This window comes from Actinomadura harenae (assembly GCF_003696215.1).
GTDB lineage: Bacteria > Actinomycetota > Actinomycetes > Streptosporangiales > Streptosporangiaceae > Spirillospora > Spirillospora harenae.
This window is the reverse complement of the sequence record NZ_RFFG01000003.1, coordinates 122,677-147,546: the sequence shown is the minus strand read 5'-3', so window position 1 is coordinate 147,546 and position 24,870 is coordinate 122,677. Positions and strand designations below refer to the sequence as shown.

The 24,870-nt window shown below is 70.4% G+C and carries 22 protein-coding genes and 2 tRNA genes; 9 read left to right on the top strand and 15 right to left on the bottom strand.

Going from position 1 to position 24,870, the window contains the following annotated elements; translation table 11 throughout:
• Nucleotides 1–45: 45 nt before the first annotated feature.
• Nucleotides 46–1,461 carry an amino acid permease gene (locus EBO15_RS02835; RefSeq protein ID WP_122192690.1) on the bottom strand — a complete coding sequence of 472 codons (1,416 nt, stop codon included), beginning with the start codon at nucleotides 1,459–1,461 and terminating at the stop codon, nucleotides 46–48.
• A 450-nt stretch (nucleotides 1,462–1,911) separates the two neighbouring features.
• Between EBO15_RS02835 and EBO15_RS02830 the strand changes: the two genes are divergently transcribed.
• From EBO15_RS02830 to EBO15_RS02820, 3 genes are read left to right on the top strand one after another with little or no spacing between them, the layout of a single operon-like run.
• Nucleotides 1,912–2,886 (top strand): ABC transporter substrate-binding protein, encoded by a 975-nt coding sequence (locus EBO15_RS02830; protein ID WP_122192689.1) that lies wholly within the window; start codon nucleotides 1,912–1,914, stop codon nucleotides 2,884–2,886.
• Entirely contained in the window at nucleotides 2,883–3,755 is an 873-nt protein-coding gene (locus tag EBO15_RS46700) for an ABC transporter permease (RefSeq protein WP_122192688.1), read from the top strand. The genes EBO15_RS02830 and EBO15_RS46700 overlap by 4 nt, the downstream gene beginning before the upstream one ends.
• Entirely contained in the window at nucleotides 3,752–4,522 is a 771-nt protein-coding gene (locus EBO15_RS02820) for an ABC transporter permease (protein ID WP_122192687.1), read from the top strand. The genes EBO15_RS46700 and EBO15_RS02820 overlap by 4 nt, the downstream gene beginning before the upstream one ends.
• Here the strand turns inward: EBO15_RS02820 and EBO15_RS02815 are convergent.
• On the bottom strand, nucleotides 4,513–4,941 hold the full coding sequence (locus EBO15_RS02815; RefSeq protein WP_122192686.1) for a hypothetical protein: 429 nt from the start codon (nucleotides 4,939–4,941) through the stop codon (nucleotides 4,513–4,515). The two genes, EBO15_RS02820 and EBO15_RS02815, sit on opposite strands and share 10 nt — an antisense overlap.
• 203 nt (nucleotides 4,942–5,144) lie before the next feature.
• On the opposite strand from EBO15_RS02815, the gene EBO15_RS02810 reads away from it, so the two are divergent.
• Nucleotides 5,145–5,219, top strand: a tRNA-Asp gene (locus EBO15_RS02810).
• Nucleotides 5,220–5,242: 23 nt separating this feature from the next.
• A tRNA-Phe gene (locus tag EBO15_RS02805) sits at nucleotides 5,243–5,316 on the top strand.
• Between the two features lie 86 nt (nucleotides 5,317–5,402).
• Here the strand turns inward: EBO15_RS02805 and EBO15_RS02800 are convergent.
• The 11 genes from EBO15_RS02800 to EBO15_RS02745 form a co-directional block, all read right to left on the bottom strand.
• A complete protein-coding gene (locus tag EBO15_RS02800; RefSeq protein ID WP_233615887.1) occupies nucleotides 5,403–6,068 on the bottom strand; it encodes a site-specific integrase in 666 nt (221 codons plus the stop codon).
• Between the two features lie 379 nt (nucleotides 6,069–6,447).
• On the bottom strand, nucleotides 6,448–7,863 hold the full coding sequence (locus tag EBO15_RS02795; protein ID WP_122192684.1) for a DEAD/DEAH box helicase: 1,416 nt from the start codon (nucleotides 7,861–7,863) through the stop codon (nucleotides 6,448–6,450).
• Nucleotides 7,864–8,198: 335 nt separating this feature from the next.
• Nucleotides 8,199–8,402, bottom strand: coding sequence for a cold-shock protein (locus EBO15_RS02790; RefSeq protein ID WP_122192683.1), 204 nt, complete (start codon nucleotides 8,400–8,402; stop codon nucleotides 8,199–8,201).
• Nucleotides 8,403–9,162: 760 nt separating this feature from the next.
• Nucleotides 9,163–10,512: a hypothetical protein gene (locus EBO15_RS02780; protein WP_122192682.1), complete on the bottom strand. Its 1,350-nt coding sequence runs from the start codon at nucleotides 10,510–10,512 to the stop codon at nucleotides 9,163–9,165.
• A 7-nt stretch (nucleotides 10,513–10,519) separates the two neighbouring features.
• Nucleotides 10,520–11,785, bottom strand: a complete 1,266-nt coding sequence (locus tag EBO15_RS02775) for an ATP-grasp domain-containing protein (RefSeq protein ID WP_122192681.1) — start codon at nucleotides 11,783–11,785, stop codon at nucleotides 10,520–10,522.
• Entirely contained in the window at nucleotides 11,782–12,996 is a 1,215-nt protein-coding gene (locus EBO15_RS02770) for an MFS transporter (RefSeq protein WP_147481354.1), read from the bottom strand. The genes EBO15_RS02775 and EBO15_RS02770 overlap by 4 nt, the downstream gene beginning before the upstream one ends.
• A 41-nt stretch (nucleotides 12,997–13,037) precedes the next feature.
• Complete coding sequence (locus EBO15_RS02765) at nucleotides 13,038–14,270, bottom strand: ATP-grasp domain-containing protein (RefSeq protein ID WP_158628107.1); 1,233 nt, start codon at nucleotides 14,268–14,270, stop codon at nucleotides 13,038–13,040.
• Nucleotides 14,271–14,278: 8 nt separating this feature from the next.
• Nucleotides 14,279–15,652: an iron-containing redox enzyme family protein gene (locus EBO15_RS02760; protein ID WP_122192678.1), complete on the bottom strand. Its 1,374-nt coding sequence runs from the start codon at nucleotides 15,650–15,652 to the stop codon at nucleotides 14,279–14,281.
• Entirely contained in the window at nucleotides 15,649–16,737 is a 1,089-nt protein-coding gene (locus EBO15_RS02755; protein ID WP_122192677.1) for a 50S ribosomal protein L11 methyltransferase, read from the bottom strand. The genes EBO15_RS02760 and EBO15_RS02755 overlap by 4 nt, the downstream gene beginning before the upstream one ends.
• The gene (locus EBO15_RS02750) at nucleotides 16,734–17,210 is read right to left on the bottom strand and encodes a Rieske 2Fe-2S domain-containing protein (RefSeq protein WP_122192676.1); all 477 of its coding nucleotides are present in this window, start codon (nucleotides 17,208–17,210) and stop codon (nucleotides 16,734–16,736) included. Before EBO15_RS02750 ends, EBO15_RS02755 begins: the two co-directional genes overlap by 4 nt.
• Nucleotides 17,207–18,598, bottom strand: coding sequence for an iron-containing redox enzyme family protein (locus EBO15_RS02745; RefSeq protein ID WP_122192675.1), 1,392 nt, complete (start codon nucleotides 18,596–18,598; stop codon nucleotides 17,207–17,209). Before EBO15_RS02745 ends, EBO15_RS02750 begins: the two co-directional genes overlap by 4 nt.
• Nucleotides 18,599–19,458: 860 nt before the next feature.
• On the opposite strand from EBO15_RS02745, the gene EBO15_RS02740 reads away from it, so the two are divergent.
• Both EBO15_RS02740 and EBO15_RS02735 read left to right on the top strand, forming a co-directional pair.
• On the top strand, nucleotides 19,459–20,010 hold the full coding sequence (locus EBO15_RS02740) for an RNA polymerase sigma factor (RefSeq protein ID WP_122192674.1): 552 nt from the start codon (nucleotides 19,459–19,461) through the stop codon (nucleotides 20,008–20,010).
• A gap of 10 nt (nucleotides 20,011–20,020) precedes the next feature.
• Entirely contained in the window at nucleotides 20,021–20,485 is a 465-nt protein-coding gene (locus EBO15_RS02735; protein WP_122192673.1) for a peroxiredoxin family protein, read from the top strand.
• Between the two features lie 8 nt (nucleotides 20,486–20,493).
• Here the strand turns inward: EBO15_RS02735 and EBO15_RS02730 are convergent, their stop codons facing one another.
• Nucleotides 20,494–20,985, bottom strand: a complete 492-nt coding sequence (locus EBO15_RS02730) for an HAD domain-containing protein (protein WP_122192672.1) — start codon at nucleotides 20,983–20,985, stop codon at nucleotides 20,494–20,496.
• 104 nt (nucleotides 20,986–21,089) lie between these two features.
• Between EBO15_RS02730 and EBO15_RS02725 the strand changes: the two genes are divergently transcribed.
• Nucleotides 21,090–21,698 (top strand): dihydrofolate reductase family protein, encoded by a 609-nt coding sequence (locus EBO15_RS02725; protein ID WP_122192671.1) that lies wholly within the window; start codon nucleotides 21,090–21,092, stop codon nucleotides 21,696–21,698.
• 473 nt (nucleotides 21,699–22,171) lie between these two features.
• The gene (locus EBO15_RS02720; RefSeq protein ID WP_122192670.1) at nucleotides 22,172–22,837 is read left to right on the top strand and encodes a response regulator transcription factor; all 666 of its coding nucleotides are present in this window, start codon (nucleotides 22,172–22,174) and stop codon (nucleotides 22,835–22,837) included.
• Between the two features lie 4 nt (nucleotides 22,838–22,841).
• Here the strand turns inward: EBO15_RS02720 and EBO15_RS02715 are convergent, their stop codons facing one another.
• Complete coding sequence (locus tag EBO15_RS02715; RefSeq protein WP_122192669.1) at nucleotides 22,842–24,845, bottom strand: prolyl oligopeptidase family serine peptidase; 2,004 nt, start codon at nucleotides 24,843–24,845, stop codon at nucleotides 22,842–22,844.
• Nucleotides 24,846–24,870 lie beyond the last annotated feature (25 nt).

The window sequence follows — 24,870 nt, the reverse complement described above, 5'->3', positions numbered from 1 at the left end:
GGTAGAACCGTCCTTCGGTAGAACCGTCCTTCGGCAGGGCGCGCGTCAGACGGTGGCCGGGGCCTTCTCGCCGGCCTCGGCCGAACGACGCGCCGAGGAGCGCCGGACGAACCGCCAGCCGACCAGCATGATCGCGGCCCAGCCGAGCATCACCCACAGCGCGACGCGGGTGTCGGCCTCCCACGCGATCGTCACGGTGACGAAGGCGAAGAACGCCAGCACCAGGTAGCTGGTGTAGGGCGCGCCGGGCATCCGGTAGGACGACGCCTCGAGCTCACCGCGCGCGACCTTCCGCCGGTACACCAGGTGCGAGACGATGATGACCGTCCAGACGAGCAGCGCGCCGCCGGTCGACACCGAGGTGATGTAGTCGAACGCCTTGCCCGGCGCGACCGCGTTCACGACCACGCCGACGCACATGACCAGCGCGGAGATCACGACGGTCAGCACCGGGACGCCGCGTCCGTTCAGCCGGCTCAGGATCACCGGGCCGTCGCCGTTCACGCCCGCCGTGCGCAGCATCCGGGACGTGGAGTACAGCCCGCCCGCGTTGCAGGACGACAGCGCCGAGGTGAGCACGACGAAGTTGACGATGTCACCGCCGTGCGCGATGCCGATCTTGTCGAAGGCGAGGACGAACGGGCTGGAGTCCGGCGTGAACGCCGACCAGGGCACGACCGACAGGATGACCAGCAGCGATCCGAGGTAGAACAGCGCGAACCGGATCGGCAGCGCGTTGATCGCGCGCGGGATGTTCTTCTCCGGGTCCTTGGCCTCGGCGGCGGTCACGCCGACCAGCTCGACGCCCAGGTAGGCGAACAGCACCATCTGCAACGTCATGATCACCGGTGTCGCGCCCTCGGGGAAGAACCCGCCGTGCGACCACAGGTTGTCGACGGACGCGGTCTTGCCCGCGTCCCCGAAGCCGAACGCGACCACCGCGACGCCGATCGCGATCATCGCGACGATCGCGACCACCTTGATCATCGCGAACCAGAACTCCAGCTCGCCGAAGAGCTTGACGGAGATCATGTTCACGACGAACAGGATGATCAGCGCGATCAGCGCCGTCTTCCACTGCGCGAAGTGCGGGAACCACTTCTGGATGTACTTGCCGGCCGCGGTCAGCTCGGCCATGCCGGTGGTGACCCAGATGATCCAGTACGTCCAGGTGGTGGCGTAGCCCCAGAACGGGCCGAGGAACTCGCGCGCGTACCCGGCGAACCCGCCCTCCGCGCGGCGGTACATGAGCAGCTCGCCCAGCGCCCGGACGACGAAGAACAGCATGATCCCGGCGACCAGGTACGTGACGATGAGGCCCGGACCGGCCTTGGCGATGTTCTTGCCGGCGCCGAGGAACAGGCCCGTGCCGATCGTCCCGCCGATGGCGAGCATCTGGATCTGCCGGGTGCCGAGGCCCCGCTGATACCCCTCCGCCGGGGTGGATTCAGATTCAGCCATGAGCCGCCTTTCTCGATCCGGACGCGCCGGGTGGGAGCCGCGCGCCACGACGGGAGCTGGTGCAGAAGGCTACAAAAGCGAAGAACATGCTTTAAGCGCCACACCCGTCGCCGAACCCGGTACCCGACCGCGATCGGCCCGTTACCTGGTGTCGTTCTATCTCCCCCGAATCCGGTTCCAAACACCCATCGCGGCTGTCCCGGACGACTCACCGCACATCGCCCCTCGGGGTCGCGGGCGTCCCCCAAGGGTCCCGGACGGGGGTTTCGGCAGGCACCTTCCGAAGGTTTCGGGGGACCCGTCACACCCCTTCGGCGACGTTTCTCCAGGCCCGGCGGAAACCCCTACAGGGACGGCGAATCGGATGTTTCGAAGCTCTCTGTCACGGACAGATGATCTTCCGTACACTGACGCCTCTTCGCAGCTCCCTCGACGAGGAAATCCCCCCAAATGAAGCGCTCCCTCCTCGGGCTCGCGGCCGTCGCCGCGGGCCTCGTGCTGTCCGCCACCGCCTGCGGATCCTCCGGCTCCGGCGCGGACAACCCCCAAGGGCTCGAGAAACCCGTCCTGAACATCGGCGTCGTGCCCGTCCCCGACTCGGCGCCCCTCGCCATCGCGCAGCAGAAGGGCTTCTTCAAGGACGAGGGCCTGACCGTCCGGACCAGGCCCATCAAGGCGTCCCCCGAGGCCACGCCGATGCTGCTCAACGGATCCCTCGACCTGGCCCTGCTGAACTACGTCTCCACGTTCACCGCCCAGGACAAGGGCGCGGTCGACTTCCGCCTCGCCGCCGACTCCTACCAGGGCACCAACGGCTCGTTCGCGGTCCTCACCGCCCAGGACTCCGACGTCCAGGGCCTCGCCGGGCTGAAGGGACGCAAGATCGCCGTCCCGGCCGTCAAGAGCATCACCGACCTGCTGCTCGCCGTCCAGCTCAAGCACGCGGGCCTCGACCCCGGCAAGGACGTGACGGTCGTGCCGATCCCGCTGCCGAACATGGGCGCCGCCCTCAAGCAGGGCGTGGTCGACGCGGTCGCCGCCGTCGAGCCGTTCGTCACCGACATCCAGGCGAACCAGGGCGGGTACCTGCTCGCCGACCTGGTCACCGGCCCCACCGACGAGTTCCCCATCTCCGGCTGGGGCGGGACGGCCACGTTCGCCCAGAAGCACCCGAAGACGATCGCCGCCTTCCAGCGCGCCATCGCCCGCGCGACCAAGGTCGCCGCCAACCGCGCCGCGGTCACCCAGGTCATCCCGACCTACACCCAGATCCCCGCCGGCACCGCGGGCAAGATCTCCATCGGCGCGTTTCCCACCAGCCTGGACGCCGCGAAACTGCAGAAGGTCGCCGCCCTGATGGAGCAGTACGGCTACCTCCAGAAGGCCCCGGACGTCCGGAAGATGATCGTGGCCTCGCCGAAGTGACCCCCGCGCCCGGAACGCCCGACACCACCGCGCCTCCCCCGGCGCGGCGGCACCCCACGGCGTCCCGGGGCCCGACGCGGACGCGGACGCGGCGGAACAGAACGCCGACGCGAACGTGGACGCGGACGAGGCGGGGCCTCCAGGGCGTCGCCGCGTTCCTCCTCCTCGCCGAGCTGGCCTCCCGGACCGGCCTGGTGGACCGGGCCGTGCTGCCGCCCGTCTCGTCCGTCCTGACCGAGGCCGGACGCCTCGCCGGGGACGCCGCGTTCGGGACCGACCTGCGCGCCACCGTCACCGCCTGGCTGCTCGGCCTCGCGGAGGCGGTGGCGCTCGCCGTCCCCCTCGGCCTCCTCCTCGGCTCCCTGCCGCGCCTGGACGCCGTCGTCCGCCCGGTCCTGGAGTTCCTCCGGCCGATCCCGGCCGTCGCGATCATCCCGCTCGCCATGCTCGTCCTCCCGGACCCGCTGGACCTGAAGACGACGATCGTGGTCTACGCGTCCTGCTGGCCGGTGCTGATCAACACCGTGTACGGCCTGCGCGAGGTCGACCCGGTCGCGCGCGAGTCCCTGGCGTCCTTCGGCTTCGGGCCGCTCGCCGTCCTGCTGCGCGTGTCCCTGCCGTCCACCGCGCCGTTCATCGCGGCCGGCGTCCGCGTGTCGGCGGGCATCGCGCTGATCGCCACGGTCAGCGCCGAACTGTTCGCGAGCGGCTCGGCGGGCCTCGGCACGTTCATCAACACCGCCGGAAGCTCCGCCCGCACCACGCCGATGCTCGCCGCGGCCCTCTGGGCGGGCGTCCTCGGCCTGCTCGGCAACGGCGTCCTCGCCGCCCTGGAACGCCGCCTGTTCCGCTGGAGGACGCCCCGATGATCCACCGCCTGGCCCGCCTGGCCTCCCTCCCGGCCGCCTTCGCCGCCTGGGAGATCGCCGCCCGCCGCGCGGACGACCCGTTCTTTCCGCCGCCGTCCGAGATCCTCGCCCGGATGCACAAGGACTGGTTCTCGGGCCCCGCGTCCCACCTGTTCCTCACCGGGCAGGCGACGGGCAACATCCTCCCCAGCCTCGCCCGCCTGCTGACCGGCTGGGCCCTGGCCTGCGTCCTCGGCGTGTCCGTGGGCCTGCTGGCCGGACGCTCCCCCGCCGTCGCCGACCACCTGGCGCCCCTGATCCACTTCTTCCGCGCGATCCCGCCGCCGGCCCTCGTCCCGGTCTTCCTCGCCGCCTTCAAGATCGGCACCGAGATGCAGGTCGCGACGATCGTCTTCGGCGTCGTCTGGCCCGTCCTGCTGAACTCCGTCGAAGGCGCCCGGGACGTCGACCCGGTCAAGCTCGAGACCGCGCGGGCCTTCCGCCTCTCCCGCCGCGCCCGGATCCTCCGCGTCCTGCTCCCGGCCGCCGCCCCCAAGATCTTCGCCGGACTCCGCCTCAGCCTCTCCACGGCCCTGATCCTCATGGTGATCTCGGAGCTCGTCGGCAGCGTGAACGGCATCGGCTACCTGCAGATGCTGGCCCAGAGCACCACCGACGTCCCCGGCGTCTGGGCCTGCATCGTCCTGCTCGGTGTCCTCGGCCTCGCCCTGAACGCGGCGTTCCTCACCTGCGAACGCCGCGTCCTGTCATGGCGAGGTCACGGGTGATACTGCTGGACGATCTTGTTCACGTGCCCGTACCGGTTGAACGAGACCGCGAAGTACCGCCACGTGTCCCGCTTGCCGACCGTGGCCCGCAACTGCGCCCGGCTCGCCGGCCGTAGCCCGATCCGCCCGCCCTTCTCCGACACCAGGCACACGACCGCGTGCGCCGACAACCTCTTCGCGTGCGCCTTCCCGTAGGCGACGTAGTACCCGTCGTCCACCGGCGCCTTGTGCCACTTGGCGTACCGCCCGCTCAGCCTCGCCCCGTGGACGCTCCCCCGGTTGAGCTCCATCACCCGCGAGAACTTCCCGCCGCAGGACACCCGGGCCGCCCCCTCGTCCGCCATCGCCGGCGCCGCGACCCCCGCCACGACGACCCCGACCGCCCCGCCCAGGGCCACCCGCCTCACCAGGTTCCTCATCCGTTCCGCCTTCCTCGTCGAGAGTCCGGAACGTCAGATGCCACTTCCCCAGCAAAGGTTCAAACCCACCCGATCCCACCCCGGCTTATCGAGTTGGCACTCACCTCGAGCATCCCGTAAGCTCATGCCTGTCGCCGAGAGCGAGGGCCCCAAAAGCCCCGGTCACGGAACACCTCCGAACCAGCTAGACTCGGAGCACGCAAGGTCCTGTGGAGCAGCTAGGAGTGCTCGCCACCCTGTCAAGGTGGAGGCCGCGGGTTCAAATCCCGTCAGGACCGCAAGACGCGCGGACGCGCGTCATGGGTAGGTAGCTCAGTCGGTACGAGCGTCCGCCTGAAAAGCGGAAGGTCGGCGGTTCGACCCCGCCCCTGCCCACACTTCTGAACAGCCAAAAGGCCCGGACACGTGATCGTGTCCGGGCTTTTTGACGGCAACCCTGACGGCAACGTCCGGCTACAGCCTCAGCCGAGCGCCTCCCCCAGCTTCCCAAGCGCCGCCCGCTTCTCGTCGAGCGAGGTGTGGGCATAGATCGTCATCGTGACCTCGATGTCCGAGTGCCCCACGATCTCACGGACGACATCCGGGGCCACCCCGAGGTGGAGCAGCAGCGAGACGCAGGTGTGCCGCATGTCATGAAGCCGGACGCCGTCCAGGCCTGCCGCCTCGCGGACACGGCCCCAGCTCCGACGCAGGTTGTCCGGCTCCATCGGCGTTCCGACCCGAGACGGGAAGACGAGCCCCTGTTCCTGCCAGTTCGGCCAGGCGTCCGCGCGCTCCTCCAACTGGCGAGCCTTGTGCTTCGCCAGACTGACAGCGCAGAACAGAGGCAGCGGAATGGTCCGCTCGGAGTCCTCGCTCTTGGGTGAGACGAACCGCAACTCGCCCCCGACCCGCTGAAGCGTCTGGACCACTTCGAGGGTGCCACCTTCGACTCCCTGCCCAGAGCAGATCTCGCAGTCCAGGCCATCGATCTCACCACCCTCGCCGTCGCAGGCACGGCAGGAGATCCAGGTCACGTCATCCCAGCGCAGGCCAAGCAACTCCCCGCGCCGCAGGCCAAGGCACAGCGCCAGGACGTACAGAGCGTGGAGCCCCTCATCCTGCGCGGCCCGGAGAACGGCGCGCACCTGGTCGATCGTGAGGCCCCGGTTGATCCGGTACTTGGGGGCGGAGACCCGGACGAGCTTGGCGACGCGGAAACGGGGATGCCCTGGTCAGCCTGCTCCAGGAGCTTCGGATGGCGGTCACGCTGCAGCGGCCCGATCACAGCTGGGCAGCCGTCGCGAACGCGGCCAAGCGACTCCGGCGGGACGGCCACGCCTGATTTCCAAGTTGGCCTCAGGCTCGTGGTGACACGGCCAGCCCGGGGGTGCAGCAGGTCGCCCAAGAAGGATGGGCGACCTGCTGAGCCGTGAGGTGGCCGGCCCGTTGCCATCCACCTCCGGCTCTCGCCGTCGCCTTGGCTCGACGCCCCGCGGTGAAGTTCCGCGAGCGTCGACCGGGTGCTTATTTGCCAGCGCGCTCGGTTGTCGCGAATCGCTGGGGGCGGCGGTTTCGTGCGGGACGGCGGTTACGCCCGGCTCCGCTGCCACGCCGTCCTTCGGAGGCCGGAGCGGAGATGGTAATGGGGATGCCGGAGGGCGGTCGGGCACCGGTGATGCGGTTGAGTTCGGGATCACCGGGCCGCACCCGCGTAGAGTGCGGCGAGATGCCGGCCGTCGACATCATCCGGTCCATCTCACGGCGCTGCCTGGGCAGCACCAGGGTGACCACGGTGCCGGACTCGCCCGCGCGTGCAGTGCGGCCGCCTCGGTGCAGGTAGTCCTTGTGGTCGTTGGGCGGGTCGACGTTGACGACCAGATCCAGTCCATCGACATGGATGCCGCGCGCGGCCACGTTCGTGGCGACCAGGACGGTGACGTCTCCGTTGCGGAACTGCTCCAGAGTACGGTTGCGCTGCGGCTGCGACTTGCCCCCGTGCAGCGCCGCAGCGCGTACGCCGCTGTTCAGGAGGTTGCGGGTCAGCCGGTCGGCGGCATGCTTCATGTCGACGAACATGATGACGCGGCCGTCGCGGGCGGCGATGTGCGTGGTGGCATCCTGCTTGTCCGCCTCCGTGACGTGCAGCAGGTGGTGCTCCATGGTGGTCACCGCTCCCGCCGACGGATCGACCGAGTGAACGACCGGGTCGGTGAGGAAGCGCCGGACCAGACGGTCGACATTGCGATCCAGCGTCGCGGAGAACAGCATCCGCTGACCGTCCGGGGCGACCTGGTCGAGCAACGCGGTGACCTGCGGCAGGAAACCCATGTCGGCCATTTGGTCCGCCTCGTCCAGGACGGTGGTGCGTACGTGCTCCAGGCTGCAGGCGCCCCGGTTGATCAGGTCCGTGAGTCGTCCCGGGGTGGCGACCAGGATCTCCGCACCGCGATGGAGGGCGGTGGCCTGCCGGGAGATCGATACGCCGCCGACAACGGTGGCCGACCGAAGCCTGAGCGACTGAGCGTAGGGCACGAGGGCGTCGGTGACCTGCACGGCCAGTTCGCGGGTCGGGACGAGTACCAGGGCCAGCGGCTTACGCGGCTCGGCGCGCCGACCGGCGCTACGGGCGAGCATCGCCAGGCCGAAGGCGAGGGTCTTTCCCGAGCCGGTACGTCCACGGCCGAGGACATCGCGGCCGTTCAACGCGTCCGGAAGCGTCGCAGCCTGGATGGCGAACGGCTCCGCCATCCCCTGTCGAGTCAATGTGGACAGCAGGGCCGCCGGCATGTCCAACTCGGCGAACGACGCGACCGGGGGCAGCGGCGGCGTGGAACTGACGGGAAGCGCGAAGTCGTTCTGCCGCCGGGCGGCCGGCTGGCGCGAGGCCCTGGTGGGCGAGTGAGAGAAGCGACGTTGAGACGGACGGGTGCCATGGGTCATGTGCAGGCCTTCCCTGAAGCGGCACGTTTCGAGGAAGACTCCGCAGCCCGTGGCCGGAGCGATCGCAAAAACGAACCAAAGTGAACCGCGAAGCAGCGCCGAAGCCGACAAGGGCTCCGCGTGATACCGCGGAAGGCGGCTGAAGGACGGGCTCTGGGCTGAGCGGTGTGCAGCCGAGAACCCGCAGCCAAGTACTTGGGGGAGCCGTAGGGCAGAACGCCGTAGAAGGGCTACGCCCCTGAAAGATCAGACGCGGGCATCGGCAGGAAGATCGTTTCCTGCCGGCAGGCGGGGTGCCGGGCCCAGGTGTGGGCCCGGCACCGCACTGTTCGTTCTCAGGCGGGAACGATGTTCTCCGCCTGCGGGCCCTTCTGGCCCTGCGTGATGTCGAACTGGACCTTCTGGCCCTCCTGGAGCTCACGGAAGCCCTGGGTGGCGATGTTGGAGTAGTGGGCGAAGACGTCGGGGCCGCCGCCGTCCTGCTCGATGAAGCCGAAGCCCTTTTCCGCGTTGAACCACTTGACGGTGCCGGTGGTCATACTCGTCCCTTCCGAAAGGCAATTACGGAGCCCACACTCTGCGAGCCACGCGTCGCCGTAATGACCCCATCCGGACGGACTACCGGGGAAACAAAAAATGCGCCTTTGCTGAGTACCAGCAGGCGCACATAAGCTCATGGGAACCACAACTGCAACTTTCGTTATGCTACCACCGATGGGTGGATCAGGCAACATGGCGGGCAGTGTCCGGCCGACGTGCTCCGCCGGCTTGCCGTCCGACCGGGGGCAGATGACCAGATTGCGCGATCTTCCTCGTGGCCGGAGACAAGACCGGCCTACGGTCCCGATGGTACGACGAGGTCATCCCACTGGCCGAGATCGCCCAGATTCTCGGCGTCTCACAGTCCCTGGTTGCACAGATCGAGAACGGCGACATCGAACCCGTGGAGTTGGAGACCTCCGCGCCTACTCCACCGCACTCGGCGGACACGTGGACATCACCGTCAGCGTCGGCCCCGCTCCATCAAGGCCGCCTGGCTCGCGGGGCTGGCAGCAGCAGCGGCGACAGCGACAGCAGGCACCAGCGCCGGCCGCGGGCGCACACCGGCAGCCGGTCAGGCTCGGACGATGCTTCACCGGTAGGGGTGTGGCTCTAGCTGAAAAGCGGAAGGTCGGCGGTTCGCCCCCGCCCCTGCCCACATTTTCTGAACATTTGAGAAGCCCGGACACGGTTGTGTTCAGGCTTTGATGTTTTGTGTGGAGTGGCCGGGGGGACGGGGTGTCCCCCCGGCTGCGGGGGTCAGGTGGTGGCGTGGAGGACTGTGCCTACGGCGGCGCCGTTGGTGAGGCTGATCAGTTCGGTGCCGGAGGAGATCGTGGTGGCTCGGGTGAAGCCGCCGCCGTAGCCGCTGGCCACGGTGAAGATGCCCCAGGAGACCATCCAGGGTTGGGGGTCGTCCGCATCGGTTTGGAAGAGTTCGGGGACGGGGACCACTCGGCGTTGCAGGACGTAGGGGCCGTCGACGGCGGCGGTGAGCTGGGCGTGCCAGTCCTCGGGGGTGACTTCGGGGAGCCAGCCGAGGACGACGCCGTGGCCGCCGTGGAGCTGGGTGGGCTTGAGGGCCAGGTGTTCCTGGTTGGCCAGGGCGTAGTCGAGCAGGTCGACGCGTTCGCCGTTCTCGAGTGTCACCTTGCCCGGACGGACCATGCGGGTCCACGGCAGGATGCGGTCCAGGCTGGCCAGTTCGGCGGGTGAGAACAGGCCGCGGTTGCGCTCGTCGGAGAGCATCGCGAGGGCGCCCTTGCTGCCGAAGACCTCGGCGTCCATCGGGGTGAAGATCTTCACCTGGCCCCGGTGGGCCGCGTCCAGGACGGGGTTCATCAGGCCGGGGGCCTCGGCGGATTCCAGCAGGTCCTCGATGAGGAACATGCGGTAGATGATGTCGACCTTGCGGTCGCCCAGCCAGACGCCGTCGTCGCGGACGTCGAGGTGCCCGACGTGGCAGGGGTGGGCGTCGAGGCCGAGCTCCTGCCAGCGCGCGCAGTAGTGCGTCATGTAGGAGGACAGCTTGTCGAAGGTCGCCGGCCAGTCGGTCATCGCGACCACCGGACGGGAGCCGGGCTCGAAGCCGCTCTCGGCGAAGACGCTGTCCACGAGCTCCTGCATGGTGTCCACGTAGGTCAGGTCGTGGCGTTCGGCGAAGGAGGCCAGGACGGGGTGCTCCAGGAGGGCGCGGCTCATGTCGGCGCAGTCCAGGCCGCCGAGCGCGCCTCCCATGTTGACCTCCAGGACGCGGAGGCCGGACGTGTCGGCGTACATGTCCAGCCGTCCGACCCGGGTGGGGGCCGGGCCGCGGCTGCGCATGACCGCCGAGACCTGCAGCTCGGACATGCCCACGGCCCGCGCGAACGCGGTGAGGTCGCCGCCGTACAGGCGGTCGGGCAGGCTGGTCAGGGCGGTCCGGAAGTTGTCCAGGTCCGCGACCAGGCGCTGGTGCTCCTCGTGGCCGAGGAACACCGGGCGGGACAGGTAGCGGCCCTTGTAGAGGGCGTTGAGGAAGTCCGACTGGGGCAGCTCGCCGAGGAGGTCGCGGGCCGGTATCCCCGCGCTCGCCTGGAGGTACGCGTCGGTCAAGGACTCACGGGTCATGGCGCGGTCACCCTTCGGGGTCGATGATGAGCTGCTGCTCCAGCTTGCGGATGACGTCCCGGTCCTCGTAGAGCTGCTCGGACCGCTCGTGGGCGAGGGTGAAGTAGCCCATCATCATGCTGCTGTGGATGTCGTTGCTGGCCTCCACCCGGTCGCCGGTGGACACCAGGTGGAAGGTGGAGTGGAAGCTCGGCAGGGAGCGGGCCTCGTCGAGGATCTCGGCGTTGCGCACCACGCCCGAGGTGTTCGCCTTGACGAAGACGGCCAGGACGTTCTGCCGCAGCGTGAACCCGTCGGGCAGTTCGCCGCCGCGGCCGGCGCAGACGTCCACGGCGCGGGTGAGCTGGCTCTCGCCGGTGGCGATCTTGGTGAGGGTGGGGTGGCCGATCCCGGCGAAGCGCGGGTTGACCTCCAGGAGGCGGGGCCCGTCCTCGGTCATCATGATCTCGGTGTGCGCGGCCCACTGCCGCAGGCCGACGGCGTCGAGCGCGGCCAGCGCGTAGTCCATGAGCGGGCCGAGGACGGGGTCGTCCGGGGCGTACGGCATCCACTCGACGGCGTTGTAGACGGCGATGCCCTCGCCGTACTCCGCGCGGTCGTACCGGATGATGTCGGTGAGCGAGTGGCGGCCGTGGTGGCTGACGGTGTCGACCGCGTACTCGGTGCCGGTGAGGTGCTCCATGACCAGGACGGCCTCGGCGAGGATGTCGTGCTTGTCGCGCTCGCCGTTGATGGCGTCGAACTGCTCGCGCCAGCCCCGTCCGCCCGGTGCGCGGCCCACGTTGACGATGCCCGCGCTGGCGGGGGGCTTGATGACCAGGTCGCGGCCCGTCAGGCCCTCCCGCTCGATCCAGGCCTCGACCTCGGCCGGGTCGTTCGAGCAGATCTGCCGGGCGACCGGCAGTCCGGCCGCGGCGAGCGCCTGGTGCATCAGGTACTTGTGCCGGCGGGCGTCCATCAGCTCGGTGACGTTGGCCTCGTCCGGGGTGACCGCGTCCGCGCACAGCTGGGACAGGGGCAGGGACGCCTCCATCGCGGGGATGACGGCGGTGGTCGACAGCGCCCGCAGGTTGCGGACGGTCCGCTCGATGTCCCCGTGGTGGTTGATGATCGCGTCGTAGTTCTCCGGGTGATGCGAGGAGCGCACCGGTTCCAGGGACGGCCCTTCGTAGTCCATGACCGCCACCGGGCTCATCCCGGCCTCCCGCAGCAGCGGCGCGAGCATCGCTCCCGAGCTGAACGGCTGGACGACCGCGACGACTGGCTTGCTCATGCTGGCTCGCTTTCTGGTTCGGTGGAGACGTGCATCTGGCGCTGCCGTGGCCGGGTGGTGAGTCCGGCGCCCACCGCCACGCAGACCGCCGCGGCGCCGGCGCAGACGCCGGTCAGGACCCACAACCTGGTGCCCCACAGGTGCCAGGCGGTCACCCCGGCGACCGGGCCGACGCTGTAGGCGATCTGGGTGGCGAGCGTGGCCAGGCCGATGTAGCGGCCGCGCAGCGCGGCGGGGGCCACCAGTCCGGGGTAGGCCAGCATCGACGGGGCGGCGATCAGCTCGCCGCAGGTCCAGACGATCGTCCCGGCCATCAGGACCCAGGTCTGGGACGGGCCGAGGTAGGCCAGGTAGCCGAGGCCGAGCAGCGCCATGCCCGCCGTCATCGGCAGCCCGATCGGCGCCTTCTGGGTCCACTTGGACAGCCAGATCTCGAGCGCGATCACCATGAAGCCGTTGATCGCCAGCATCACCGCGTAGATCCGGCTGTCGAAGCCCGAGCCGGTGACGAACAGCGGCAGCGACGAGTTCATCTGGATGTAGGCGACCGACGTCAGGAACAGGCCGAGCACCACCAGCATGAACCGGCCGTCGGTGAGGACCTTCCCGTATCCGGGCGCCGGCTGCTTCTCGGCCTTCTCGTCCTGCTTCGGCTCGGTCCGGGCGGCGTCGGCGGGGAGCACCAGGAGCGCGACCAGGCAGTAGCAGAGGGAGGTCGCGGCGTCGGCGAAGAACAGCGGGACGTAGGAGCCGAACCAGGTCAGCAGGAGCGCGGCGGTGAGCGGGCCCAGGGTGGAGCCGATGTTGAAGGTCGCCCGCCAGATCGAGAACGTCATGACGTGGCGCTCGTCCGGGGTGAGCTCGACCACCCGGGCCATCGCGGCGGGACGGAACGCGGTGGCCGTCAGGCCCGCGGCGGCCGAGACCACCACGGCGGCCCAGACGTTCGGGACGTAGACGATCGCCGCGGTCAGCACCGCCGTGGCGGCCGTCGAGCCGATGATCGTCCACCGGTAGCCGAACCGGTCGGCCGCCGCCCCGCCGACGGCGCTGCCGAGGACGCGGCCGACCATCAGCGCGGTCAGCGCCACGCCGCTCTCCCACGCGGAGAACCCCTCGTGCAGCAGGTAGAGCACGAGGAACGCGTTGAGGAAGGCCGCGAGGTTGCTGACCAGGTTGCCGAGCATGAGCACGCGGACGGTGCTCGACATCTCCCGGAGGGTCCGGAGAACCGTCACCTCCGTCTTTCCACTCACTGGAGGGGCCGCCCGGTGATCTCGAAGAAGCGGGCGGGGTCGGCGAGCGCCGCGCGGGACTCCTCCAGGGACGGCGCGACGGCGATGACGTAGCCGGACCGGGCCAGCCCGCGCGGCGGCAGCCGGACCGTCCCGCCGGGCACGGCGCTCATCCCCATCTCGTAGACCGGCGGGACGAGGAGCTCCTCGCGGGCCCGCGAGGTGGTGACCTCCATGTCGAACGCCGGGTAGGCGAAGCGGACGGAGGCGGCGCGGCGCGGGTCGGGGAACTCCACGGTCGGACGGCGTCCGACGGCGACGTCCGCGGCGGCCAGCACCGCGTTCGTGCCCGAGGTGAGCATCCCGAGGTAGGGGATCATGCCGCCGCCGAGGCGGGCGTTGACCTCGATCAGCTGGAGGCCCTTCGGGGTGACCTTGTACTCGGCGTGCGTGAAGCCGTTGTCGAAGCCGAGCGCGGCGTGGGTGCGGCGGACGAGGTCGACCACGTCCGGGTCGTCGAGGAGGGGGTCGGCGCCGTCCACGTCGTGGCCGATCTCCTCGAACGCCATCGCCTCGGTGTCGCCGAGGACCTTGCGTCCGACGATCATCGGGGTGCAGTCGCCCTCGAAGACCACCGAGTCGACGGAGACCTCGGGGCCGTCGAGGAACTCCTCGACGATCACGCCGTCCTCGAACCGGTGGATGCCGGGGACGCCGACGCCGGAGGTGACCTCGAAGGCCGCCTCCAGGTCGGCGGGGTCCTCGACCTTGCGGAGGCCGAGGCTGCCGCCGAGGTTGCGGGGCTTGAGGATGACGGGGTGGCCGACGCGCGCGGCGAACGCGCGGGCCTCGTCCAGGCTCGCCACCGCCTGGGAGGCGGGCTGCGGGATCCCGGCCTTCTCCAGGGCCTGCCTGGTCGCGGTCTTGTCGCGGCAGCGCGCGATCGCCGCCGGGTCGAGCGTGGTGAGGCCGAGCGCGGCGCCGGCCCACGCCGCGGTCTCGACGTACACCTCGTCGTAGCAGAAGAAGCCGGCGACCTTGTGCTCGTGGGCGACCGCGGCGGCGGCCGCGGTGAGCGCGTCCAGGTCGAGGCAGTCGACGACCGTGTGGCCCTCGATGTACGGCTGCTCCCAGGTCGGCGGGGTCGGGTTGAGCAGCCAGAGCCGGTAGCGGGTCGTCACCGCCCGGAAGATGTAGGAGCGGAACGCCGCGTAGCTGCTCGCGACGACGATCAGGAGAGGCTTGTCCATCGTTCCCCTCATCGGGTCGTGGGGCGGACGGCGATCTCGGCCTTGGGCGACACGGCGCGCAGGCCGTACAGGCGGCCCGCCGGGACGAGGAGGGTCTCGCCCTCGTCCATGCGGTGCGGGCCCTCGGTGGCCCAGGCGTGGACCGCGACCTCGCCGGCGGTCACCTCGACCAGCCGGTCGCCGTCGTGCACGACGGTGCTGAACGGGTCGCCGGGACGCAGTCCGGTGACGGTGCCGTCGTCGTCGGCCGAGGTCGCGAGCTTGGTGCCCAGCCGGGTGTGCTCCTCCAGGGACGAGGCCCAGGCGATCTGGGCCTGGAAGTCCTCGTCGCCGAGCCGGAGCAGTTCCTTGGTCTCCACGATCCCGCGGACCAGGTCGGGGACGACGGCCTCGCCGTGGCGGCGGGCCAGGCCGAGCAGCAGGTTCTCGAAGGTCATCCGGCCGTGGTGGATGTCGATGTGCGCGTGCTCGTCGGTGTACCGGGTGTCGGCCCGGTCGCCGAAGACGGCGCGCAGCATCCTTCCCATGTCCGCGAAGCCCTGGGCGAAGAGCCACTCCAGGTAGCTCACGGCGGCCATGTACCGGAACACGCCCCGGTGGTTCTTGGTGAGGTAGTTGAAGTAGTTGGCGCCCGCCAGCGAGCTGGTCAGGTAGAAGTTCCAGTAGGCGTGCACGTCGGTGCGCAGCCCGATGCTGGCGATCATCTCCCTGAACAGGGTGCTGTGCTTGGCGTTGTAGAGCCCGTAGCCGAACTCGTCGGTGAAGACCTTGAACAGCTCCGACTGCTCCGGGCCGTAGAAGCCCGCGAGGTTGCCGGCCATCGCGGACGCCTCGGTCAGGCCGTCCAGTGAGAGCTGGATCAGGTTCAGCCGGGCGGCGTCCTCGGCGTCGGGGCACTCGGTGATGGCCGCCATCGACCCGGTCAGCCGGGGGAGGACGTTCACCGCCGGGTTGTTCCCCGAGGCGTCCGGTGGCGCTCCGGCGTCCTCGACCTCGCCGAGGAAGTACGCCTCCAGCTCCTCGACGGTGCGGACCTCGGGGGCGGGGAACCTCTCCAGGAACGTGAAGGAGTACCGCTCCAGGGATGGACGCAGTCCGTCGTGCAGCCGTCGGACCTCGGGGCCGTAGAACAGGTCGAAGTCGGACTTGACCGGCCCCACCCCGTCCTCCGGCAGGAGGATCATCTCGCTCTCGTAGGCGTTGCAGAGGACGCGGCTCGCGAGGAGGTGCCGCCGGCTCAGGAACTCGGCCTCGGTCACCGGCTCGGTGAAGTCCCCGGCGTCCGGGAGCGCGATCGGGCGACGGTAGGGGTTGGCGTCCAGGTAGACCTCGGGGCCGGGACGGAAGATCGGCAGCGCCTGGTAGTCGTCGAGCTCGGTCATGACGTCGCCTCCCTCATGCCGACCGCGGTGAAGTGGAGGGATGCCTCGTCGTGCCGCGCCTCGAGGAGGAGCGGTTCGCCGGGCGTCACCTGGAGGGGGTCCGGCAGGCACTGGACGGCCTGCTTCCAGTGGGACTCGGGGTTGCCGGGAGAGTTGGTGAGCCCGATCCCGGGGACCAGGTCGAGTTCGAACCAGAACACGATCGCGTGGCAGCGGCCCTCGGCCGTCGGCGACACCACGAACTCGGCCCGCCGCTCCTCGGGGCCGTCGCGGTAGAAGTCGAACGCGAAGATCTCCATCGGCTCCGACAGCGGACGCCACCGGTGGTTGCGCAGCCGCGAGTCGAAGTACTCCAGCGAGGCGAGCCGGTTGAACTCCGAGAGGTCGAACCCGTAGAGGTCGCCGACGTGGTTCTTGCGGAACAGCGAGTCGCTCTCCACGAGCTGCGCGAACACCCGTCCGGCGGACGGGAGGATCAGCGCGTCCTCCTTCAGCAGGTGCTCGCGGGCGTGCGCGATGGTGCCGAGGATGCCCTCGCCCAGCAGCGCGCAGTCGATGGTCTCGGTGATCAGGATGTCGGCGCGGGCGGGCATGTCCTCCGGCACCCGCATCGCGGTCGACCGCTTCGGGACGACCGTGATCGCGCGATGGTGGCCCGCGGCGTGGATGATCTGCTCCGCGACGGCCGCGACGGCGGGCTGCCCCTCGCAGGCGATCACCTCGCGGGCCCCGGCGCGGGCGGCCATCATGGACAGCAGCCCGGTGCCGGTGCCGATGTCCAGCACCAGCCGGTCCGGCCGGACGACCTGGCGGATGGCCCGGTCGTACAGGTCGGCGCGCTCCTTGTCGTGGAGCATCTCCCAGTGCCAGCGGGGGACGTGGCGGCGCACGGCGCGGTTGTGCCCGAGCACCGCCTCGCGGTTGTCGCCCGCCAGGGCCAGCGCGAGTTCGAACTCCTCGATGGCCTTGTCGAACCGTCCGGACTCGTGCAGGTCCCGGCCGCGCCGGATGAACTCGGCGACCTCCCGGTCGACGGCGCCGGCCGTGTCCTCCGGGAGGACGGCCTCGTGCAGGTCTTCGCTCATCGTTGCACCTCGCAGGGCTCGACCGCCTGAGGCGGACAGGGCTCGGCCGCCCCAGGTGGAAGGTCGGCCGCCCCGGACGGAAGGTCGGCCGCCCCGGACGGAAGGTCGGCCGCCCCGGACGGAAGGTCGGCGGCCTCGGGCGGAAGGTTGGCCAGGATCCGCTTCTGGACCAGCGTCACGGGCACGTCGTCCGGCGTGTCCGGGAGCAGCACGATGGCCTCGTCGCCGCTGCGCACCATGGGCACCCCGGTGCGCCGGACGGCGGCGACGCCGACCTTGGTCCCGTGCCACGGGCAGGTCAGGCGGCGTCCGTCGGGGGTCAGCCGGGAGAGGCTGAGCGGCCCGCCGCGGTGCGGGCACCAGTCGCGGACGAGATGCGACCGCTCGTCCTGGCCGACGAGGAGGAAGTACCGGTCGTGACCGGCGAGCACGGTGTTGTGCACCCGCAGGTCCATCACCACGATGCGGCTCATGAGTCGTCCCGTACGGGGTGGAGGAGGTGGACCGAGGAGTCGGAGACGGACCGGACGCCGTAGACGCGGCCGGCCGGGACCAGCACCGCGTCGCCCTTGGCGAGGGGCTCGGGAGTGCCGGTCGCGCTGGTCACGAGCTCGGCCTCACCGTGTTCGATCTCCAGCACCATGTCCCGGTCGTGATTGCGGGTGGAGAACATCGCTTTCCGTGTCCGTTCGACCCGTTCCGGAGGGCCCTCCAGGGTGCGGCCGGCGGCCCTTTCCCGGTGCGCGGGAATGGTGTCGGCCCATTCGATCTGCGCGGCGGTGTCGTCCTCGAACCAGCCTCCGAGCAGGCGCGCCTCGGCGATGCCGCGCATCAGCTCGGGGACCACGTGGTCGCCGTGGCGCTCGGCGAGCGCGAGCAGAATCTCTTCCCTGGTGATTCGCCCGTGGTGTTCGTCGATGTGCGCGTGCTCGTCGCAGTAGTGCAGGTCGACGTCGTCACCGAAGACGTCCCGGAACACCTTGATCATTTTCACGAACGCCGGGGCGAAAACGGCCTCGGCATAGGCGACCGCGCCCGCGTAGCGGAAGAATTTGGAGTGGTCCCGGGACAGCAGGTAGTAGTGGTTGTTGATCGCTATCGGACCGGGAAGGTAGAAGTTCCAGTAGGCGTGCACGTGCGAGGCCATGCCCCGGCTGCGCAGCATCTTGGTGAAGATCGTGGTGTGTTTCGCCTCGTAGGCGCCGTACCCGAACTCGTCGATGAAGACCTTGAACAGCGCCGACTGCTCGGGGCCGTACGCGCCGCCGAGGTTGCGCGACATCGCCGAGGCCTCGGTGAGTCCGTCCAGCGCGAGCTGGACGAGGTAGGTGTCGGCGGCCATCGGCCGGTTCACGGCGCCGGCGACCGCGTTCAGCGCGGCGGACTCGCCGTTCGCCGCCTCGTCCACCAGGTGCCGCAGGTAGGTGTCGAGCACCTCGGCCGTGCAGTCGCCGCTGACCTCGACCTCCGAGTCGAGGAAGCCGAAGGCGAATCGCTCCAGGTCGGAGAGGGACGACTCCCTGATCCGCCGGAGATCCTCGCCGTAGAAGGTCGCGAAGTCCGTCCGCAGGCCGGCCAGCCCCTGGTCGGGGAGCAGCACGGTCTCGGACTCGTAGTAGGTGCCAAGGATCCGGTGCGCCGTCAGCGATCTGGAGGTCGCGAACTCCCGCGCCGCGAGGGGACGGTCGAAGTCGAGCTCCGCCAGCGCCTCCGGCACCAGCGTGCGCCGGTAGGGGTTGGGGCCGTGCAGCGGGTCGGGCTGTCCGCCGAACAACTCGCTCGCCGCGTAGGTCGCCACCCGGCCGCGCAGAGCCTCCCCGTTTGATTCGAAAACGGGCAGGCGTTGTTCCTGAATTGTCATCTGAAGCCAACCATCCTGGGGTGGAACGATGGCCGTGAATCCCCGCCTGCCGTTTTGTGGCACGGCGGAGCATGCCGGCTTCGCCTATCGGTGAAGCGACTTGGGTGTTACCGGAGTTCGTGGGCCGGGATCAGGGCCTGTCGGGCGGGACGATGATTCCTGGTGAACGATCGTGGCGTGCAGGCGACATCTACACGTCCCTCCCTGGGCAGCTGAATCGACTTTGATCCGGTGCGCAATGAAGCCGAGAGTGTCGTCCGGTGGACGATAAGGCGGCCCCGTTCCGCCTGCCCCTGTGGACGACCGACCGAAGAATAAGCGGATCTTGAGAGGGAGGTCCAGATTGTTTTCCCCGAAACTTCGTCACGCAAGGTAACTTTCGCAGGCCGGTCGACCTGCCGGTCCGCGACAATGAGGCAGCGTGAGGCGTCGGCATGAGGCGTCAGCATGAGCAACGCGCCGGATGGACTCGTGCCACCAGGCCGAAGGTGGCCCTGCGTGGCCGAATCCGGTCATCCCTTTCCCGGCTCGTACTCGTCATGGCGACGATTGCCTTTGGACCGTTCCTTGGGGTGAGATTCCCTGTTCTGGCACGGCATGACGTGAGTCGAACGGCCTTGCGGCCCCCGTCACCGGAGGCGCCGCCGCGGTGCCCGCGTCCCTCTCCGCCCGCCGAACACGCGGTGCCCGAAACACCCGGCCCCGCGAGGCGCGCCACTACGGACCGCTACCACCCGATCCGAAGCGCATTCGCCTACTCCGGCCCCCGAACCCCACAAGGCCGCGACACGTCGAGGTGAATCCTTTCTCGGGGTGGCGGGCTCTTATAGGGGTCGGTCAAGCGAGGAGGAGGCGCGGGCATGGCTGATGGGTCCTGGGCGAGTGCGCAGCTGATCCGGGCGGCGCAGGCGGGTGACCGCGAGTCGATCGTGGCGGTGCTCGATGGCGCGCACGTCCATGTGCGGCGGTTCGCGGAGCACCTGTGCGCGACGCCGCAGGACGCCGAGGACGCCGCGCAGGAGGCACTGATCATCCTCTACCGGAGGATCGGTTCACTGCGCGCGACCGCGGCGCTGGCCTCGTGGATGTTCCGGATCGTCCGTAACGAGTGCCTGCGGCGGGCCCGGCCGCTGGTCGTCGCGCCGGTCGCCGCGCCGGAGGAGGGCGAACCGGGGTTCGCGACGTCCGCCGAGGAGGAGGCGATCCGGCGGCTGGAGGCGGAGCGGGTCGCGCAGGCGATCCAGCAGCTTCCGGACGTCCAGCGCCGGGTGCTCATCATGCGGGACGTCCTGGGATATCCCGGGCGGACGGTCGCGGAGCGGCTCGGGCTGAGCACCCCGGCGATGAAGTCCCATCTCCACCGGGCCCGGACGCGGCTGCGCCTCAGCCTCGATCCCACTCACGCATGTTAGGGAGTTCGCCATGCTCGAAACCGGATCGCTCGCACCCGGCGTCCTGCTCAAGGACACGGACGGGCACGCCGTCCGCCTGTCCGCCCTCGACGCCGGTGCGGCGCTCGTGTACTTCATGCGGTCGACGTCCTGCCCGGTCTGCAATCGGCACGTCCAGGACCTCGTCCGTTCGCGCGCCGAGTTCGCCGCGGCCGACGTTCAGGTTCTCATCGCCGTGCCCGAGGGCAGGGAGGCCGCGGCCGCCTGGAAGGCCAAGCGCGACATCCCGTTCTCCGTCCTCGTCGGACGCGACGGCGCGCCGCACGCGTCGGTCGGCCTGAGCCGGAAGGTCTTCGGCTCGATGCAGCAGTCGGGCAGCGTCCTCGTGGACGCGCACGGGATCGTCCGGCACGCCCACGGGTCCACCATGCCCACCGGCGCCTACGACAAGAAGGGCATCGCCGCCGCCGTCCGCGGCCTCCGGACTCTGGTGTGAGGGCGGGGTCATGTCGTTTGGCGTAGCCAGGTGGTCAGGGCGGCGAAGTCCTGAGCGGTGAGGCCGCGGGTGGAGTCGACGTGGTGGAGGAGGGCGGCGGACGGGTGGTGGTCCGCCACCCAGGCGCGGTCCGTGGCGGTGAGTTCGTCGTCGACCCAGGCGAAGGGGCGTCCGTCGGCCCAGTTCACGAGATGGCGGGTCTTCCAGTGGAGGCCCGCCTGCTCGTCCAGGTCGTCCTGGTGGGTCGCCTTGGGCCAGTGGACGACCGGGAGCCGTGGCAGGCCGAGCCGGGGCGCGACCAGGTCGTTGGCGTCGGACGTCCAGGCGGTGGCCCAGACGAGTTCGCAGGGCAGCGAGCGGAGGGGCGCGCCGAGGGCCGGGTCGATCCGGGGCAGGAAGGGGTTGTCGCCCTCCGGCTCGAAGGTGGGGTAGGGGGTGTCGGCGCCGAAGGGGATGAGCGGGCCGTCGACGTCGAGGAAGAGCAGCGGCTGTTGATCCACCTCAGTGGGACGGCCCGCCGTCCGGATGGGTTCGGCCGCGATGACTTCCAGGGCTGAGAAGAGTCTCCTCTGGGCAGAACGTCATCGACGAAGGAGCGGTAGCGATGCGGAAGATCACGGCCGGGCTGTTCATCTCGCTCGACGGCGTCGTCGGCGACCCGCAGGACTGGCACTTCCCCTACTACGACGAGGAGATGGGACGCGCGGTGTCCGCGCAGCTCACCGGCGCGGACACGCTGCTGCTGGGACGCACGACGTACGACAGCTTCGCCGGCGCGTGGCCGGAGCGGGAGACCGCGGGCGGCGAGGACGCGCCGATGGCCAAGGCCCTCGGGGATGCGCGGAAGGTCGTCGTGTCCCGGCAGAGCCTCGAGTTCACCTGGCGGAACTCCGAGGTCCTTCAAGGGGAGCTCATCGAGGCCGTCGCGGCGCTGAAGAACGGGCCGGGCGGGGACATCGCGATGAGCGGGTCGGTCTCGGTCGTCCGGCGGCTGCTGGAGGAGGGGCTGCTCGACGAGCTGCACCTGCTGGTGCATCCGATCGCGGTCCGGAAGGGGACGCGGCTGTTCGAGGAGGCGGACGCGCCCCTTCCGTTGAAGCTGCTGAGTTGCACGCCGTTCTCGAGCGGGGTCGTGCACCTCGTCTACGCCAGGGACGAGAACCCTCCCACGGGCGACTATGAGACGGCCAAGGCCGCGCTGTCCCAGGAGTAGCGCTTAAGCCGCCCGGACCGGAGGCTCATAAAGTCCATGAAGCCGATTCTTCTTAATGGACGCATGGGCCTCCCAGCGGGGGAAGTTCCGCGTGCGTGTCAAGGGCAATTCCTCTTCTCGCAGCGTACCGGCCGGTATCGAATCCGTGGCCGGATGCGGTCGCCGGGGGCGGGGCCAGGGAATCCTTGGTCGTCGGAGCGTGATCCCCGATGGTCATGCGTGTGCGCGTGGACACTCTGTGCGACTACGGGCTCGAAAACACTCACCTCACGGGTATAGGGAAGATGATTATTCCGACATATCGCATTTGACGTGCCGCGGGCTTCTCCCGCACGCTGGCGTCTGCCGCGCCCCAGTCCAACCCAAGGCGACGCCATGCCTCTCGTCCCCCAGCCCGGACGTGCCCTGACCCCATTCCGCAGACCAGCGCCAATATCCCCGTCAGGACGGGATCCGATCCCGGGGAACCGCCGGTGATCCGCGTCCTCCTCGCCGAGAACGTCCATCTGTTCCGCAGTGGTCTGGTCGCCCTCCTGGACGGCGAACCGGACATCCGCGTGGTCGAGACCGTGGACTGCGCCCGCAAGCTGCCCGCCGCGGCGGCGCACGGCCGTCCGGAGGTGGCGCTCGTGGACCTCGGGCTGCCCGACCTCGACGGCGTCGACGCCGCCGCCGGGCTGCTCGGCCTGCTGCCAGGGTGCCGCGTGATCATCATGGCCGAACGACGGCGGCCCGGCGACCTGCGCCGGGCGGTCGCGGCGGGCGCGGAGGGGTTCCTGCTCAAGGACACCTCGCCGGCCCGGCTCATCCAGGCGATCCGCGACGTCGCGAACGGTGAGCGCGTCATCGACGCCGAGCTCGCGTTCGCCGAGCTCGCGACGTCCCGGAGTCCGCTCACCCCGCGCGAACTGGAGGTCCTGCGGGAGACCGCGAAGGGCGCGACCGTCGCCGAGACCGCGCGGTCGCTGTTCCTCGCCACGGGAACCGTCCGGAACTACCTGGCACGCATCGTCTCGAAGGTCGGCGCGCGCACCCGCCTGGAGGCGGTCGCGATCGCCGAGGAGAACGGCTGGCTCGGGGGCGGCGGCGGCATGCCCCGGACGCCCCGCGTTCCCCGCTCTCCGCGCGTCGGACGGTGACCCGTCAGGCAGATCCTCCTATCCGAGTCGTCACGAAAGTGAGGAGGTCGGCCGCGAGATCGTAGGAGCGTCCGGCGGATCGGGACGCGTGCCCGACGCCGGACTCCCTGCGCAGCAGGACGGGCCGGTCCCCGGCGGCCGCCCACTGGAGCGCGGCGCACATCTTGCGCGCGTGCAGCGGGTCGACGCGGGAGTCGCCGTCGAAGACCGCGAAGAGGGTCGCCGGGTAGCCGGTCCCCGCGTGGACGTGGTGGTACGGCGAGTACGCGTGCAGCCAGCCGAACGCCTCGGGATCGGCGGGCGAACCGTACTCGCCGTGCCACGCCGCGCCCATGCCGAAGCGGTCATAGCGGACCATGTCCAGCAGCGGCGCGACGCAGACGGCCGCCGCGAACAGGTCCGGGCGCTGGGTCAGCGCCGCGCCGACGAGGAGGCCGCCGTTGGACTCGCCCCAGATCGCCAGCCGGTCCGGGGTCGTCCGGCCGGTGGAGACGAGTTCCTCGGCGGCGGCGAGGAAGTCGTCGAAGACGCGCTGCTTCCGGTCGAGCATGCCCGCGCGGTGCGAGACCGTGCCGTCCTCGCCTCCTCCCCTCAGGTGGGCGATCGCCAGGACGCCTCCCTCCTCCACCCAGGCCAGCGCGTCCGCGGCGTAGGACGGGGTGAGCGGAATGCCGAAGCCGCCGTAGCCGTAGAGGATGGTCGGGCGTGGGCCGGCGCCCTGCCGGGGGCGGGCCATCAGGTCCACGCGCACCGGGGTGCCGTCGGCCGAGACGCAGGTGATCTGGTGCGTCTCGATCGGCGGCAGAACGATGGGGCTAGGGGACGGTTCCCAGACGGTGAGATCGTTGTCGCGGACGTCGTAGCGCCAGACGGCCTCGGGCGTGGCCAGGCCGCTGTGCGTGAACCACAGCTCGTGTCCGCCGCCGGGACGGGCCGACAGCGGGCCGAGCACGCCGGGGCCGGGCAGCGGGACGTCGCGTCGCCGCTCTCCGGTGCGCGCGTCGTGCAGGGACAGTTCGGACGTTCCGCCCCGGACGCGGGTGACGGCGATCAGGCCGTCGAGGAGGGCGAAATCCGCCAGGACGGCCTCTTCGTCCTCGGGGATCAGCTCGGTCCAGTCGGCCGGACGGGACGGATCGGCGACGCAGAGCCGCACGCGCGGCGCGTCCCGGTCGGTGACGATGAAGAGGCGTCCGTCCGGGCCGACGGCCGCGGCGGCGCGGGCGTCCACGTCCCGCTGGACGGGCCGGAGGTCGGGGTTCTCGGCGGAGAGGTCCGCGACGACGAGGGCGTTGCGGGGTTCGGCGCCGTCCGCGGTGGAGATCACGAGCCAGCGGCCGTCGGCGCTGATACCGACGCCGTGGGACGCGGCCGGTCCGGTGACCGGGGTGTCGAGTTCGGGTGGTTCGCCGACGAAGTGCAGGTGGACGCGGCGCCGCGTCTCGTCGCCCGGCTCGCCGCGGACGTAGTAGAACCCGTTCGAGTCGGAGAGCCAGGCCACCGGGGAGTAGCGGCAGCGGTCGATCGGGCCGTCCAGGATCGCGCCGGTCGCGACGTCCAGGACGAGGAGGTCGGCGCGTTCGGTGCCGCCCCGCGACACCTGGCAGGCCAGCAGCCGCCCGGACGGGTCGGGGCGCCACGCGTCGAGCGTCGTCGTGCCGGACGGGTCGAGCGAGGCGGGGTCGAGGAGCGTCCGCTCGGGGCCGCCGCCGTCCGCCACGTGCAGGACGGCGTGCTCCTGCCCCGCGACGCGGCGGAGGGTGAAGCGCCGGTCGCCGCGCCAGACGGGGGCGGCGACGGTTCCGGTGTCGGCGAGCTCGGCGACGCGCTCACGGAACGTCCGCCGGATCTCGGGGTCGATGTGCTCGTGATACAGCTCGTCCTGGGCGTCCAGCCAGGCGCGGGTCGCGGGCGCGGTGGGGTCCTCCAGCCAGCGGTAGGGGTCGGGGACGCGGCGTCCGTGCAGGGTCTCGACGACGGGCCCGCGTTCGGCCTCGGGGTATCTCATGGCGGTGTTCCCTCCGGGCGCGCGA